Origin of the sequence: Streptomyces eurythermus, assembly GCF_014649115.1 — a bacterium.
Lineage (GTDB): Bacteria > Actinomycetota > Actinomycetes > Streptomycetales > Streptomycetaceae > Streptomyces > Streptomyces eurythermus.
Map to the genome: position 1 here is coordinate 1 of NZ_BMSK01000045.1, position 14,692 is coordinate 14,692.

General features: G+C 67.8%; 10 protein-coding genes and 2 pseudogenes. 10 read left to right on the forward strand and 2 right to left on the reverse strand.

The genetic code is table 11. The features are described from left to right. Positions 1-172: 172 nt before the first annotated feature. From IE251_RS40240 to IE251_RS40270, 8 genes and pseudogenes are all read left to right on the forward strand, one after another. A protein-coding gene (locus IE251_RS40240) for an IS5 family transposase (protein ID WP_189757898.1) occupies positions 173-981 on the forward strand; the annotation gives its coding sequence in 2 pieces (ribosomal slippage) (positions 173-512 and positions 512-981; 810 coding nt in all). Positions 982-1,778: 797 nt separating this feature from the next. Continuing rightward, a pseudogene (locus tag IE251_RS42250) lies at positions 1,779-1,931 on the forward strand (cytochrome P450); the annotation flags it as partial. 176 nt (positions 1,932-2,107) lie between these two features. Further along, entirely contained in the window at positions 2,108-2,347 is a 240-nt protein-coding gene (locus IE251_RS42255; RefSeq protein WP_350969354.1) for a cytochrome P450, read from the forward strand. A gap of 358 nt (positions 2,348-2,705) precedes the next feature. After that, the gene (locus IE251_RS40250) at positions 2,706-3,743 is read left to right on the forward strand and encodes a terpene synthase family protein (RefSeq protein ID WP_189757894.1); all 1,038 of its coding nucleotides are present in this window, start codon (positions 2,706-2,708) and stop codon (positions 3,741-3,743) included. 953 nt (positions 3,744-4,696) lie between these two features. After that, positions 4,697-5,185, forward strand: a complete 489-nt coding sequence (locus tag IE251_RS40255) for a hypothetical protein (protein ID WP_189757895.1) — start codon at positions 4,697-4,699, stop codon at positions 5,183-5,185. Between the two features lie 54 nt (positions 5,186-5,239). Beyond that, entirely contained in the window at positions 5,240-7,138 is a 1,899-nt protein-coding gene (locus IE251_RS40260) for a YncE family protein (protein WP_189757896.1), read from the forward strand. A gap of 257 nt (positions 7,139-7,395) precedes the next feature. After that, a pseudogene (locus IE251_RS40265) lies at positions 7,396-7,752 on the forward strand (polyprenyl synthetase family protein); the annotation flags it as partial. Positions 7,753-7,804: 52 nt separating this feature from the next. Continuing rightward, entirely contained in the window at positions 7,805-7,942 is a 138-nt protein-coding gene (locus IE251_RS40270) for a hypothetical protein (protein ID WP_189757900.1), read from the forward strand. A gap of 444 nt (positions 7,943-8,386) precedes the next feature. On the opposite strand, the gene IE251_RS42360 is transcribed toward IE251_RS40270, so the two are convergent. Then, a complete protein-coding gene (locus tag IE251_RS42360) occupies positions 8,387-8,521 on the reverse strand; it encodes a Helicase associated domain protein (RefSeq protein WP_434095178.1) in 135 nt (44 codons plus the stop codon). A 72-nt stretch (positions 8,522-8,593) separates the two neighbouring features. Continuing rightward, the gene (locus IE251_RS42365; protein ID WP_434095177.1) at positions 8,594-8,845 is read right to left on the reverse strand and encodes a hypothetical protein; all 252 of its coding nucleotides are present in this window, start codon (positions 8,843-8,845) and stop codon (positions 8,594-8,596) included. 494 nt (positions 8,846-9,339) lie between these two features. On the opposite strand from IE251_RS42365, the gene IE251_RS40280 reads away from it, so the two are divergent. Then, entirely contained in the window at positions 9,340-13,773 is a 4,434-nt protein-coding gene (locus IE251_RS40280; protein WP_229897171.1) for an RICIN domain-containing protein, read from the forward strand. A gap of 85 nt (positions 13,774-13,858) precedes the next feature. After that, positions 13,859-14,338 (forward strand): hypothetical protein, encoded by a 480-nt coding sequence (locus tag IE251_RS40285; protein ID WP_189757897.1) that lies wholly within the window; start codon positions 13,859-13,861, stop codon positions 14,336-14,338. Positions 14,339-14,692: the final 354 nt, after the last annotated feature.

Consider the following 14,692-nt stretch of genomic DNA (forward strand, 5'->3'; position numbering starts at 1 on the left):
TACCGGGCCATCGCCGGCCTCGTCTCCGACCGCACCGCCAACACGTGAGCACGACTCCGATCAGGCAAACACGACTCCATCGCTATCACGCACCAGCTCGTTACTGATCATTTCAGAATGACTGTGCCTCAGGGCCTTGGCAGTTGGGCTGGTGGGCGGCAGAGTTCTGTGTGTGTCGGATGATCTTGTGCCTGATGCTCTGTGGGATCGTGTCGTTCCGCTGCTCCCTCCTCGTCCGCCGCGGCGTCGGCGGTATCCGGGTCGGCTGCCGGCGGATGACCGCGCGGCTCTGCGCGGGATCGTCTACGTGCTGCGCACGGGCGTGACCTGGGCGGACGTGCCGGCCGAGACGATCGGCTGCAGCGGGGTGACGTGCTGGCGGCGCCTGCGGGACTGGACCGAGGCCGGCGTCTGGCCCCGCCTGCACGCAATCCTCCTTGCGGAACTCCGCAAGGCCGGACTGTTGGACGTGGAGGACGCCGCGGTCGACGGCTCGCACATCCGGGCCCTGAAAGGGGGGCTCACACCGGACCTTCGCCGGTCGACCGCGGCCGCCGGGGCAGCAAGCACCATGTGATCACCGACCGGCACGGAACACCCCTCGCAGTGTCGTTGACCGGTGGGAACCGTCATGACGTCACCCAGCTGATGCCCCTGCTGGACGCGATCCCCCGCATCCGCGGCCTGGTGGGCAGGCCGCGGCACCGGCCACGGCGGCTGTTCGCCGACCGCGGCTACGACTACGACAAGTATCGGCGGCTCCTCCGCGCTCGTGGCATCACGCCGAAGGTCGCACGCAAGGGCACCGCCCACGGGTCCGGCCTGGGCAGGACCAGGTGGGTCGTCGAGCGGACCTTCGCCTGGCTCCACCAGTTCAAGCGCCTGCGGATCCGCTATGAGATACGAGCCGACCTCCACCTCGGACTGCTCCAACTCGCCTGCAGCATCATCTGCTTGCGACGACTCCGAACATCATTCTGAAGTGATCAGTTAGCGTGGGAGTACAGGTCTCGGGAGGACGCCGGGTCTTTTCGCCCGGCGAGGCGACAGGCCCCGCGATGCCAGCAGTATGGTCTTCTTCGGTCAGGCGTGTGACGCGTACGGCGGCTCTCGGCGCCGGTGCCGCGACGCTCGCCTGCGGCATCCAGCTCGCCCCTCTCATGCCAGGTCCGGTCCGGCCCGGGCCGCTCCGGCCGTCCACGCCGTTCAGCACTCGAGTGACGAGATCATCAACGGGATGGCGTACCAACTGGTGCCCAAGTACAAAGCCAGCAACCAGGTTGTGGACATCGCCGGCGGACACAACGCCATCCAGTTCCCGCTCAACGGCGGGAAGAACCAGATGTTCGTCATCAGCCGGGTGCACAAGTACATTGTCATGCTGAAATCGGCTGAAGATCCCCAACGCTGCCTTGGAGCCGGGCACGCGGGCTCTCAAGTGCACCTCATGGACTGCAGGGGGAGCGGCGACAGGAACTGGTCCGCCGTCTGGGAGCACTTGGTGGGCTGCGCTGATGGCCGCTGTGGACGCTCATCCGGCGCGGGACGAGATCCTCAGCGATGCCCGGCGTCGCGCTGGCCGCTGACCGCTCTGTCCGCCGGCCCAGCAACGGCGGAGCGGGCGAGCCCGGCCAGGTCCCAGCCGTTGAACTCGGCGAGGAGCAACGCGAGGACTCTCTCGCCGCCCTGGGATCGACAGGCAGGCTCGCGTGTGGGACTGGCTCGCCCCTCTGGTACGTCAGAAGCGGGCGCGGCCGGACGACGGGTTGATCTCGGCGATGGTCGCCGCCAACGACGAGGGTGACCACCTCACCGAACCCGAGCTGCTGGCCAACCTCGAGGGCCTGCTGATCGCCGGCCACGAGACGACCGTCAACCAGCTGGGCAACTCGTTCCTGACTCTGCTGCGCCACCCGGACCAACTCGCGCTGCTGCGGTCGGCACTGGATCTGGTCGGACCGGCGATCGACGAACTACTGCGCTACAGCAGGCTTTTCACCTCGGCCGAGGTCCGGGTCACGACCGAGCCCGTCGAACTGGACGGTGTCGGGCTGGGGGCGGGCCAACCGTGCTGCCGGTCATCGTCGCGGCCAACCGCGACCCGGGTGTGTACCCGGATCCCGACCGCTTCGACATCACCCGCGAAGGACCGGCGGCCCACCTCGCCTTCGGGCACGGGCCGCACTTCTGCCTCGGCGCGATACTGGCCCGCCGGGAGATGCGGGTGGCGATCGGGTCCGTGGTGAAACGGTGTCCGGGACTCCGCCTCGCCGTTGACGAGTCCGAGCTCACCTACGTACCGGTACTGGTCTTCCGCGGCTTGCAGGCGCTGCCGGTCACTTGGTGATCCGTGATCTCTGAAAGCAGCTCTGTTCCGACGTCGGACTGATGGACGGGCGCACACCGCGATACGGCCGGTGACCGTGTCGCGGTGCTCGGAATGCCCGAACAGCACCCGCACCGGGGACGGTGCCGTGGCCGGTGGCGGCCTGTCCGGCTGGGCGGCCGGCTGATGCGGGCTCTCGCCAACCGGTGGCAACGAGGTCGTGTTTCCGGTGTCGGCGAACGCCTCAGGCCAGTCGTCGTCAGGGAGATCCCGCTGTTCAGCACGAGCCGAATAGTGAATCATGTGATCGGATAGTCGCAGTATTAGGCCGCAGGGTGAACCCTGGCATCTCGGGGCTTCGGAAGGGAAGCAACCGATCATGGGATCCCTTGCACATCCGCAGTTCCACATGCCGTTCGAGTCCCGCGTCAACCCCCATGTCGACCAGGCCCGCGCACATGCCAAGGAGTGGGCCAGGCAGATGGGAATGTTCGACGACGAGTACTTGGAATGGCCTCGAAGGTGGAGCGAGGAGAAGTTCGATGAGGCCGACTTCCCGTTGTTCATCGCCTTGACCCATCCCGACGCCGATGCCGGGGAGTTGCGGCTGGTCACCGATTGGCATGTTGCCCTGTGGTTCGTCGACGATCTGTTCCTGCCGCTCTACCGGCGTAACCGCGACCAGGAGTCGGCGGCAGCTCAGGTGGAACGGCTGATGCTGTTCTTGCCGTTGGACGGATTGCCGCGGCCGCTGACCCCGGTCAATCCCGTGGAACGGGCCTTCGCGGATCTGTGGACCGGCACGTCCGCCACCATGAGCCTGTTCTGGCGCGACCGGTTCATCAGCAGTGTGCGGCGCTTCCTCGACGGGGTGCTGTGGGAGCTCGACCACGTCGACCATGCCCTGTCCGACCTGATCGAGTATCTGGGAGCCCGGCGTGACTTCGGCGGCTTGCAGTTCACCGCCGTGCTCATGGAGCACGCGATGGGCGAGCTCCAGGAGAACGCGGTCCGAGGCAGGGAGTTCCGCACCGCCGTCGACGCGTTCGTCGACGCCGTCAGCCTGCACAACGACATCGTGTCCTACGACCGGGAGGTCGATGAGGGCACGGTCGCGAACAACGGCGTGGAGGTTGCTCGCAAAGCTCTCGGGCTCGATCGGCGCGACGCTGCTGCCGTCGTCAACGATCTGCTGACCGCCCGGGTCGACACTCTGGCCGAGGCCCCGGCGGCCGTACCGCCCGAGGCAGCACAGTTCGTCAAGTCGCTGCAAGAGGCTCTGGCGGGCTCGTACTTGTGGCATGAGCTGACCGGCCGTTTCGGTCAGGCGGCGGCAAGAACCATTGGGATGCCCTCCGGTCTGGGCACATCAGCGGTATATGCCTTTTCAGGGCCGTTCCGGGGCTACTCGCGCTGAACTGCCCCGAGTGCGGCGGGTGACCAAGCGGCTGTTGTGGGGCGGTTAGCAGGTTCGTTGCTCGCTGTCATGGGTTTCGCTGTTCCTGTGGGAGAGGAGGGCGGGGTCGGGTGGGCTGGCCCGTATGACGGTTCAGGGGGTTTCCGCGGGCGAGCCCGGGAAGTGGTCGCTGGGGGGCGTGACCTCACCGGGCCCGATCGTTGGTGCATCGCCCGCACCGGCGGCAAGCCTCCCCGGGAGTCGAGCCGGTACGGACGGGCCCGGGTCGCCGGCCTCGCCGTGCAGGAAACGGTCCGCGCCGCACGACCCGCACCCGCCGCACAGGACGATGCCCCGGCCGCGACCGCGTCAGCCGCCACGCACGTTGAAGACCAACACCGCGACCAGACGCCGGACGCGCCGCACGCCGTCGATTCCCCGGACCGGGACGCGGGCCCGCACCCCGGCTCAGCGGGCCGCCGTCATCCACACCCACCGGCAGACCGCGATGCCGCATGAGCACCTGGAAGGCCGGATGGCCGACCCGGCGACGTGGCTGCGCACGCCGGAGAACCTGGAAGGATCGCCGCCTTCACCCGCGCGGCCGGCGCCCGCCGCCACGCCATCCACAGGGAGAGATCCCGGCCCCGGCCGCAGATCCGGCCGGGGCGGTCGGTCGGCGCCGCCAAGAGCACGGGCAGCAGCGCCAGCGGTTCGGCCCCGCCCAGGGTCAGGATCTTCAGCCGTGACGCGCTGCGGATCCGTCCTGCGGGGCGGAAATCCAACTGCCCTGACTTTTCAGGCGAGTTACTGCTCGGACGAGGCCGAAGCGTCACCCGTTGGAACGAAGGCCGGTGGCGAGCGGCTTGCCTCGCCGGCGGGTCGGGCAGGTCTGAGGGGCGCCCGCCCATGGGCGTTCCGCCACGGCTCGAAGAAGTGTCGGCCAACCCAATCTCGTACCCCGGAGGAAGACCATGTCCTTCAAGAACATCTTCGGCAACAGCGGCAACGAAGCGAAGGCCGCCGAGGAGTCCGCACAGAAGCTCTCCGAGAAGATCCCTGGCGCCTGGCCGGAGGATCAAGGGGTCGATCCGGAGCTCTACGAGGACATGCCTCCCACAGCGGCGCGCGATCCGAAGATCATCCGCGAAACGTCGTCCGAGGCGCTCGGCATCATGAACGACTTCCTCACCCCCCTGTTCCGGAACACCCGGTCGGCCGCCGCCCAGCAGCAGACGGCCAGCGAGGACCCCGCCTCGACGACCAGCATGGCGTCCGCCGCCAAGGACGAGGCCTCCAAGAACGTGAAGGTGGAGATCAGGGAGGAAGACCGGCCGACGATCGGCGAAGAAGAGCGAGAGGGGCTGAAACATGACAACTACGCGGCGGCCCGGAGCGCCAAGAAGCGCACCGACGACGAGTCGATCCGGCCCGTGAAACCCGACGACGGATCCACCCGGTAACCGCACCGCCACCGGCACGACGTCGTTGATCGCTACGCAAAGAGGATGAAGGGCATGGGCGCCACCAAGAACAACGTGAGTACGGCTCATCTCGGCGAGCGGTTTGTGCGCCATCCGTTGACGGGGCGGAACCTGAAGGAGCTCCGGATCGCCGAGCGGGCGGTCGCCATCCTGGAGCGGGACAAGGAAAAACTGAAGAGGAAGGCGGAGAAGAAGACACCGGACGGCAGGGACCGGTACGTCTCCCCGACCGGGTTCTCCCTGAACAAGCAGCGCTTCGGCGACTTCCCCGAGGAGGAGGAAGCGGCACACCAGCGGGGCTGGCGAGCCTACATGACGCTGGGCGTCCCCCTCGTCGAGGAGCGGGGTGACATCGCCCAGCCTCCGCCGGACGTCATCTCCAAGCAGACGTTCGTCAACCGGACCGATCCCGTTCCCACCAAGTGGTCCCACACGGTCGAGTTCTCGATCTCGAACACCATCAGCTGGTCACTCCAAGGGCAGGTGCAGCTCACCTTCGGGGCGAAGGCCACGGCGTCTCTGCAGCAGCAGTTGCAGGCGAGCATGGCGGCGAACCAGTCCGAGAAGACCACCCTGAAGAACAGCAAGGACAACCAGGGCGTCGACGCGGAGTCCCAGTCGCAGGCGACGAACACGACGACGGCCACGGGTACCGCCACGGGCACGGGGGAGTTGTCAGCCCAGCTGATGCTCGGGATCACCGCTTCCGTCAGTGGTTCGGTGACCACTTCCTTCAAGACTTCGTCCACGCTGAGCGGGGAGGTCGGCAGCCGGGTGGATGTCCTGGCCACACAGCGACGCCAGGTGCGGAGGTTCGACTACGAATTCCCCGTCTCCTTCGGCGGGTGGGTCGCCTTGTACTACCCCGAGCCGGTGGAGGTGAAGGAGATCCGCCCGGACGGTCCTCAGGCCAAGGATCCGGCATATCGCAAGGTGATCGCCTGGAAACTCGGGGAGACCGGTGCGGCCACGGAGACGTTCGACCTGACCGATGACGGCAAGCCGTTCCTGCAGAAGGGAGAAGCCGAGGTCGTCTCCACCCTCGCCGGTGTGCACGAGGTCTTCGAGCTCGAGAAGCTGGAGTTCGACCTGAAGCACCACCCGCTCCACAAACCGGGCGACGAGAGGCCGTACGTTCCCAGGGAGGCTCCCTTCGAGGTGAGCACCGTGCTGGGCAGGGCGGAGGGCCTCACGCTCGACGTGGACAACCAGAAGGCGTATGTCACCGATTACGGCGCCCGCAAGCTGTACAAGGTCGATCTCGCCAGCGGCCGCACGGACTGGGTCGTGGGAGACCTGGGCGACATCAACGACGTGGCCCTGGACCTGGCGGCCGACAAAGCCTACGTCGCCGACTACTCCAACAAGCGCCTGTTCACGCTGAGTTTGTCCGACCCCGCCGCCTCCCCGGTCACGGTCGCCTCGGAGATCACCGCGTACGGCGTCGCGCTGGACCTGCCGGGCCGCAAGGCCTACGTCAGCGACGTGTACCACGGGAAGCTGGTCGAGGTCGATCTGAACGGGGGTTCGGCACAGCAGCGGCGCAGCTGGAACGTGCCACGGGCCGCCGGAGTGGCCCTGGCCGGCGGCAAGGCGTACGTCGGCCAGTACGACCTCGGCGGCCTGTACGAGGTCGACCTGTCGGCGGACGAAAGCACTCCGCAGCCCATCGCCACCAACCTCGGCTACAGCATCCGCGTAGCCGTGGACGGCGGCAGCGCGTACGTCTCCGACTGCGGCAACGGCAGACTGCACGAGGTCGTCCTGGCCGACGGCGACGCAAAGGGCCGCCGGCGCGTGGTGGCCGAGGGCCTCGGCACGGTCTGCGGCGTCGGGTTGGACCGCGCCAACGGCCGCGTCTACGTCAGCAACCGCCAGGGCAGGCTGCTGCGCGTCACCGGCGTCCTACCCGCCCTCTTGACGCAGCCGTAGCCCGGCATGCCCTCGATACAAGGGCATGCCACAACGCCACAAGTCACCGGTCGGCGTCCTGACGCCGTCCAGTGACTTGTGGATGACATCGGCGGGACCGCTGTGGCGAGCGGACTCGGCGAGTGACGTGCATCAGCACCCGGCGGGCCGACCATCGCGCACCCGACTCGTACTACGGTGCCCTGCTTTCGCGAAGTTCCTCGAAGTTCGGTACTCGCATCGGATGCGTCATCCGCCCGGAAGTCCAAGTGGCACTGGCAGTTACAGCGGTCCGGGCGGGGCGGTTCGGGCATTCGGCGGCGGTCCTCGCCGGGGACCTCGCGCTGGCCTGGGCCGACGACCTGATGGCGGAGACACCGCTGGCACCGGGGACGGCGGAGGTGGTGCGACGGCTGTGGAGCGACATGCGCACGGAGATGGTGGCGGGCCAGTACCTGGACGTACAGGGCCAGATCACCGAGGCGCGGTCGCTGCCCCGGGTGCTGCGCGCCGCCTGTCTGAAGAGCGCCCTGTACTCGGTCGAGCGGCCCCTTGCGCTGGGGGCCGCCGTGGCGGGCGCCGACCGGGTGACGCTGCGCCGGCTGGGTGACGCCGGGCGCTGTGTCGGCATGGCCCGCTCGCACGCCCGCCGGCGGTTGGAAGCGAGACCAGCTCGTCGCTTGGGGCGTGCCGTGGCCCCCGCCGAAGGGCTGGAAGGACGAGCTGACCGAACGCTGGAAGGCCGCCCGCCCGGACGGCCCACCGGCGCCCACGCCCGCCCCGGCGTCGGCCGACTTCTCCCAGGAGACGTTCGACTTCGGCTGACCGACGACAGCGGGGCCGGACAGGATCACTCTGTCCGGCCCCGCTGCTGGTTCCGGGCTGAGGCGGATGCGCGGCTCCCACGCGAACTCGAGGTCGTCTCAGCGCGTCCGGCTGTGCGAGGCGGGCCTGCTGCCCGGCCCGTATGCGCGCAGCAGCTCCTCCAGGCGGTCGCGTTGGTGCGGTGGGCGCCCCAGTCCGGATCGCGTGCGGGCGCCGGCGTCTGCGTCTCGCTGACTGGGGCGCGCATGATGCGCCAGCTGGTGCGTGGCGCGGTGACGGCGTGGGCCAGGACGACGACGGCTGATGCGCCAGCACCGCCCCGGACCTACGCTCCGGTGAAGCGGACCTGATCGGCCGCCCAGTTGCCCAAGCACCGTCACGGGCGAAGCCGCCCGAGCAGATAGCCGGCCGCGAGCGCGACGGCCGCGATGGCGACGGCGCCCCTCAGGACCACCGCATCCTGATCGCGGGCAGCAGCTCCACGCGCTCCGGCGTCAATGTCGCCGCCCGGGTGCGCTGATGCCCGATCCAGGCCCCCAGCTTGTGCTCCCGCTCCTCCTGGCCCTCGCCGGCGACGATCCGCTCAACCCGCTTCCTCGGGACCTGAAGGTGCCCCTCACGCTCGTAGAACTGCTTGGAGGCCTTCGCAGTTCATCGCCCATCTGTCGGCCTGCGTATGGCGCCGGGGGGCGGCTTCTCGTCGTCGGCTGCGGGCTCGATCCCGAGGACCTGCTCGCACATCCACTGCTGCGCGGTCGTCAGGTTGTCTCGCCCGAGCCGGACCGAGCGCACCCACCGGCCGAAAATCTCGCCCTGGTGCACGATGTCGCCGGACTCGGTCGGCAGCGGGCGGCCGACCTTCAGATGGAGCCGGACGAGGTGGAAGCACCGTTGCCACTCCACCGGATCGATGTCCTCCAGCTGGGTCTGGTCGCCAGGCCAGTCCGCAAAGGGGCAAGCGCCTGCTCACAGACTTCGCGACGGCTGTGATGTCGATCTCATTGTTGTGAAGCGTGCACGGAGTGTGACTTGACGTAAGGCTGACAAAGCGCCGCTCACAGACTCTGCACGGAGCTTTCACCTGACCTTTCCGGCGGACGGGATGGCTACCCACTGTAACTGCTTTCGCTTCAAAGCCCTGTCGGAGGAATCACTGGCATGCCTATGGTGTCGTCCGCTCCGGGGAGGACCTGACCAGTCCGTTTGTCCGGGAGTATCCAGCGTGTCCACGGGGGGCGCCCAATACTGCGTGAGGCTCCATGTGTGCCTTGCGTGGCCTCCCGGGAGCGCGCCCCCTATGGAGAGGTACACGCGTGTTACATAGACCCTTACGGAAGCAGAGCAGAGGCCCGAGACGGCTGGCTGGTCTGGCGGCTTCTGTCGCCCCGCTCGCCTCGTTGGCTCTTCTCGCTGCCGTAGCGGTGCAACCGGCTTCGGCTGTCGACCAGGGACCGCCTACCAGTCCGGCCGTCGACTCCTACGACGGTTTCAACGCCCAGGCCGCTGAACAGTTGCGCGGTGATCAGTGTGTGGGAGTCGATGGGCTGCGCAAGGGCGGCCCGAACCTGTTTGCCCTGGCGCAGGGGGCCATTGGACTGCCGCCGGATCAACTGCATCAGAAGCTCAACCGGGACCTCCACAACACCAAGGACCCGCTGCACACGGCTTTCGATGCCGACGGGAACAACAGCTCGCAGTGGCAGCAGAAGGTCTTGGACCAGCAGCATGCGTTCTCCACCGCTGTCTCGGGTCTGAGTGACTACCCGGGCAGTCCGGACGGAGCTTCCGAGATCTACGACCAGATCGGGCTGCTCCCGTGGATCTACCAGTCGTGGGGCAAGGCGATCGACCTGTTCTCGCCGTTCTACGAGACGTCGCCCACCGCGGACGACGACACGAAGAAGGCCGCACTTGCGATCGGTGACCAGCTGTACGCCTCCGGGGGGACGCCGCAGGAACAGCAGGCCTGGGCACTATGGAAGAAGAACTCCGGCAAGATCGAACCCAACACAATGTTCGTTCCGCGGGTGTTCGCGGACGACGCCCGTATCTTCCTGTCCGCCGGCGGTTTCCCGAAGACGGCTCCGGACCCGGACACGCCTGAGTTCCGTATTGCGGTAGAAGACCTGAAGGCCCGTTTCGCTGCCTGCGGGTGGCACAATCCGATCGATCCAAACCGGGTGCTCGGCAAGGAAGTGGCGCAAGCGAGCACGGAGTGGCAGCAGGAGATCACCTCACAGGCGACGCAGCGCCAGCAGATCCTGACAGCATCCGCCACCGCCACGAAGGCATTGCAGGACGGCTCGTTCGCGTTGGGCAAACTGGTGGGGCAGTCGTGGATCGCGAACTACTCCACCGGCTGGCTGGACTACTACAGCGAGGGCGGCCTCGGCTGGATCGGTGACGGCGAGCTGCAGATTCAGGTGCCGGGCGCTGCCGGCAAGTGCCTCGACGTCCAGGGCGGCAGCAAGACCAACGGCACCCCGGTTCAGGTGTACACCTGCAACGGGGGCGCCGCCCAGCAGTGGGAGTTGTACTACGAAAGCGGCTACCAACTGCGCAACACCAACTCCAACAAGTGCCTGGGGACGCCGAACGGAGCCAGTTCCGACGGCGCGAAGATGCAGATCCGAGACTGCGACGGCAGCAAGGCCCAGCAGTGGAAGTTCAACGTGCGCAGTGCCGGCCCGCTGGTGAACGCCGCATCAGGCAAGTGCGTGCACCTGCCGACCTTCGACAACAGCAAGGACGCCGTGCTGTCGACGTGCAACGGCTCCGCCGCGCAGAAGTTCCGGATCGTCGCCAAAACCCACACCGGTACCGCGCCGGCGAAGGCCGACGTCGACAAGGCGAAAGCCAGCATCACCGCCGCCCAGGCCGAAGCGAAGAAGCAGCTCGCCGCGGTCAAGGCGCAACTGACCACCGCGCAGAACGCCGCGACGACGTCGGACACCGCGCTCCAGGCCGCCTACGGCATCGCTGATGCGGCGGGTGCTCCGCGGGGCCGTGGTCTGCTGGTGGGCCTGCAGAAGGACCAGGTCACCAAGGGCTCGGCTGCCGCGCTCCAGGCGATGGTGAAGGCCGGCGAGACCGCCGAGGCCGCCACCCGAGCCGCAGCCGGGGACAGCGCGACCATCACGCAGCGCGCTGTGGCGCAGTCGGCGCAGTCAGCAACGGAATTCCGCAAGAAGGCCGCCGAGGTGGCGGAGCTGCAGGCCAAGGCCGCCGCAGACGCGGCCAAGCTGCACCGGGACAACGCCAGGCAGGACAAGGAGACAGCGGAAGCCAAGCTCGTGGTCGCGGTGAAGGCCGAGGGCGACGCGAAGGCGGCTGCCGCTGACGCACACGCCAAGCGACTTGCGGCGGAGGCCGAGGAGAAGACGGCCAAGGCGGAGAAGGAGAACGCCGCCGTCAGCCGGGCCGAGGCCGCCGAGCACCGTAAGAACGCCGATTCCGAGGCAGTCAAGGCCAAGGAGGCCAAGGACAAAGCCGAGGCCGCAGAGAAAACCGCCGGAAAGCGGCGCGACGACGCGGTCGCGGCCAAGGACCATGCAAAGGAGATGCGCGACGACGCGTGGGACGCCGAACAGAAGGCGGACGCAGCCCGCGCCAAGGCCGATGCCAAGGACGCCTACGCCGACTCCCTCGACTCCGGTGAAGCCGCCGATGCAGCCCGGGCTGCGGCGAACGACGCGGACAAGGCCGCCGACGACGCCGAAGCGGCGGCGGGCAGGGCCCGTTCGGAGGCGGATGCGGCTACGCAGGCTGCGGCTGACGCGGACGCGGCAGCCACCCGTGCGGAGGCCGCGGCCAAGCGCGCCCGCTCCGACGCAGACGCCGCGCAGGCGGCCAAGCTCAAGGCCGACGCAGCCGTGCGGACCGCCACCAGTGCCGCCGCGGACGCGATCACGGCTGCACAGCATGCCGCATCCGAGGCGCAGACCGCGGTGAAGCTCGCCGACGAGGCCGAGCAACATGCCAAGGACGCCAAGACCCAGGCAGACGCCGCCAAAGCCGAGGCCGGCAAAGCCCTCGCCGCCTCCGCAAAGGCAGCCGGATTCGCGCACGTCACCGCCCAGGCAGCCGTCGACGCCGGCAAGGCGGCCCAGCAGGTCGCCGCCCCCGCCAACGACGCCGTGGAGCTCGGTTCACCGTACGTCGACACAGATTCGGCAGCCGGTCTGGTGGTCCTGACCGGCCAGGGCTCGAAGACGATCGCGGAGCAGCAGCAGGCCGTCGCGGACGCGCACGCCAAGAACGCCGCCGCCGAGGCCGACGCCGCGAAGAACCTCGCGGACCAGGCCAAGGGCGACGCCAAGGAGGCCTACCAGCACGCGGCGAACGCAACCAAGTACGCGGCCACCGCCCGCACCTACTCCAAGGAAGCCCTCGGCTACGCAGCCGACGCCGCCAAGGCCGCCGCGGCGGCCCAGGCGTCACTGGCCCGCACCATCGAGTACGACCAGCAAGCCACCACCGACGCGGCAGCAGCCGACAAGGCCGCCGGCAACGCCGAGGGCTACGCCAAGGACGCCCGCGACTCCGCCGACGCTGCCGAACTCGACGCCGAAGCCGCCCGCTCCGCCGCCGCCCAGGCCGAACAGGACGCCAAGGACGCCCGCGCGGCGGCCGACCGCGCCGACGCGGCCGCGACCGAGGCCGAACAAGCAGCCAAGGACGCCGACAAGTACGCCAAGGAAGCCCAGGAAGCGGCAGATCGCACCGAACGGGAGCAGGCCAACAAGCAGGCGTCCGAAGGGTCCGGCACCGGCATCCCCGGCGTATTCGCCGTCCCGGACGAGTCCACCGTGGACATCGTCAGCTCCCAGCAGATCGGCGAGTGCCCCCCGATGCCGCAAGCGGCCATCACGGGCTGCGACGCCGCGTACAACCTGGTTGTCAACTACGAAGCCGACTTCTACCTCTGCACCGACGACCAGGCCCAGGCCACGGCCGACGGATGTCCGAAGCCGACGTGGCAGTTCCTCCAGCGGTCAACCCTGAAGAACATCAAGATCGACAACTGGCAGCACCACTTCTCCGGCAAGGACATCATCCGCGCCGGATGGCAGAGCCTCTTCGGCGACGTGGCCGGATCCATCCTGTTCTCGTTCTTCGCCGACGACATGATGGACTGCCTCCACGGCAGCGCCAGCGGCTGCGCCTGGGCCTATGCCAACTTCTTCCCTCTCGAAGGCGCGCTCAGCGACATCACCAAGGCGGTCAAGGCCCTAGACGCCGCCGCCAGGACCGGCGTCGGCTTCGAAGACGCCTACACGGCACTGCGCGGTCTGGAGGGCCTGTCGCCGCTGGCAAGGGAAGGAATCGGCGCCAAGGTCCTCGAGCAGCTGTACGAGACATGCACGAAGCGCAGCAGAGCCGCGTTCGCATTCTCCGCGAACAACGCCTGCGAAGGCATGATTCCGTACGCCGGTTCGGAGCTGGCCGTGGTCGCGTACAAGTTCCGGGTGGCCAGCGGACTCAGGTACAAGTTCGGCCGGAACATCGCGGTTGCGAGGGTGCCGGGATGGGCTGCGGCCACTGGCGCGAAGGACGACTTCGTCGTCTTCGCGAATATCCCCGATGGTCTTCACTCCGAGCAGGTGATCATACGGAAGCTGGAGGAAAAGGGGTTCAATAAGAACCAGATTTCGGAACTCTACAGCGAACGCAGCCCCTGTCAGAAAATGTGCTCTCCGCTCGTGCAGGGTATTCCGGTAACCTATTCGACTCCGGACGGACCCGGTGCGTACGATATGCTGGAATACATGATCGACATGTTCGAGCGTGGGAAGTTCGCCCGTTCCAAGCAACTGACTCAGTCTGAGTGACGCAGTAAGAGGGGTGCCGGAACGGTTTCCGGCGCTCCTCTTATCTCAAGCAATCACCACCGGTAAGGGATCAGGAGATGACCCGTTGAACTACAGAGATTCCGAGAATTGGGCCAGAGACGATGCACACGGTCATCCGTTCCCCTCGGAGGAAGACGTTGCCGCCGGGCATGAACTCGCGGCCCAGGTCTGCCGGGAATTGCACCGCGCTGGCATTCCCGCGTACATTGTGCATCCCCAAGTGACGAAACAGCCCGGTGCCCGGGTGGAAGTCGACGACAGCCAGGATGATCATGTCAGCGGACTCTACATTCGCTGGAGCGCACCGGGATTGGCAGAGGCTGGCATCAAGGCAGTGACAGAACGGCAGGACCCGGCAGCGCCGGAATGGAAACACCATGCCGATGTCATTCTCCTCATGCAGACGGCGCTGATCGGGATCCTTCGAGTGGCCGGCTTCTCCGCCGTACCTGCCGAGGAGGTCGACGACATTGCCCAGGGCGATGTCTACGTCCACGCCGGTACGCCATCGTCTTCGAATCCTGCACTGGCGGGCGGGGCCTGACGCCGGACCCTCAGGTCGGAGCGCGGGGGCGGCGGTGCCCTGTTGAGTCGGCACGGAGCGCGGTCCAGCGTTGCCACTGGTCCGTGTCTCCGTGCTACTCGCTGAACCCTGAATACCCGTTTCCGAGTACCGGGCTCTCCACTGCCTCTGCCGTATAGACACTGGTGGATGGCGCTGCACCGCGCGGGTCTGCAGCCCCGCCCGTACGCACCGGCACATCCTCTAGTACTCGAGCAGCGGTTCGCTATCTCGCCCGCATCTTCCGCCCTGGGCGAGCGAGCAGGCCGTGCGGCTGTGCCGTGAGCGGCTGCTCGCGGCGGCGAGGGACGCCACCGAGCCGCTGCACCGCGAACG

Bases quoted from the DNA above. Each gene is read 5' to 3' on its own strand.
- IE251_RS40255 (WP_189757895.1), top strand. From the start codon at position 4,697: ATGTCCTTCAAGAACATCTTCGGCAACAGCGGCAACGAAGCGAAGGCC.
- IE251_RS40260 (WP_189757896.1), top strand. From the start codon at position 5,240: ATGGGCGCCACCAAGAACAACGTGAGTACGGCTCATCTCGGCGAGCGG.
- IE251_RS40250 (WP_189757894.1), top strand. From the start codon at position 2,706: ATGGGATCCCTTGCACATCCGCAGTTCCACATGCCGTTCGAGTCCCGC.